Origin of the sequence: Amycolatopsis sp. MEPSY49 (assembly GCF_051337345.1) — a bacterium.
Lineage (GTDB): Bacteria > Actinomycetota > Actinomycetes > Mycobacteriales > Pseudonocardiaceae > Amycolatopsis.
On record NZ_JBDLYJ010000038.1, the window covers coordinates 1 to 664 of the forward strand.

1 protein-coding gene is annotated in these 664 nt (G+C 70.0%); it reads left to right on the forward strand.

Annotated features, from left to right (window positions below; all coding sequences use genetic code 11):
- The coding region (locus ABFJ78_RS50180) for a DUF222 domain-containing protein (protein WP_436394704.1) at positions 1–664 on the forward strand (664 nt) is incomplete at both ends.

A 664-nucleotide genomic window follows, 5' to 3' on the forward strand; every position in this document is an offset into this window, starting at 1 on the left:
CGAGCAGCACCTGCTGGGGTTGGCCGAGGACGCGGGCCACAAGCAGGTCGCCGCCCTGGGGGCGCGCATCATCGCCCACCTGGACCCCGACGGCCCCGAACCCGACACCGCCGAACCCGCGATCCCCGACCGCGAACTCTCGCTCCGCCGCAAAAGAACCGGGGTCTGGGAGCTGCACGGTCGTTTCGACGACGAGACCGGAACCCGAGCCAGCGCCCTGCTCGACGCGCTGGCCGAACGCCGCACCACCACCGGCGAGGGCGCCGACCTGCGATCCCCGCAGGAACGCTACGGCGATGCCTTCTCCGACGCGATCGATCTGGCTCTCAACTCGCCGTCGTTGCCGATGCAGGCGGGCGAGCGGGCCCACGTGATGGTCGCAGTGCATTTGAAGGACTTGAAGTCCGGTCTCGGCGAGGCAACGCTGGGCGACACGGGCACGATGTCGGCGGCCGAGGCCCGGGTCCACGCGTGTGACAGCATGATCATCCCCGCGGTGTTGGGCGAGAAAAGCGAACCGTTGAACTTGGGCCGCCTCCGTCGCTTGATCTCCGCGGGCCTGCGCCGAGCGCTCTACCTGCGAGACCGAGGCTGCGCCTTCCCCGGCTGTCACCGCCCGCCCCGGCATTGCCAGGGGCATCACATTCAGCACTGGTCCGAGGGC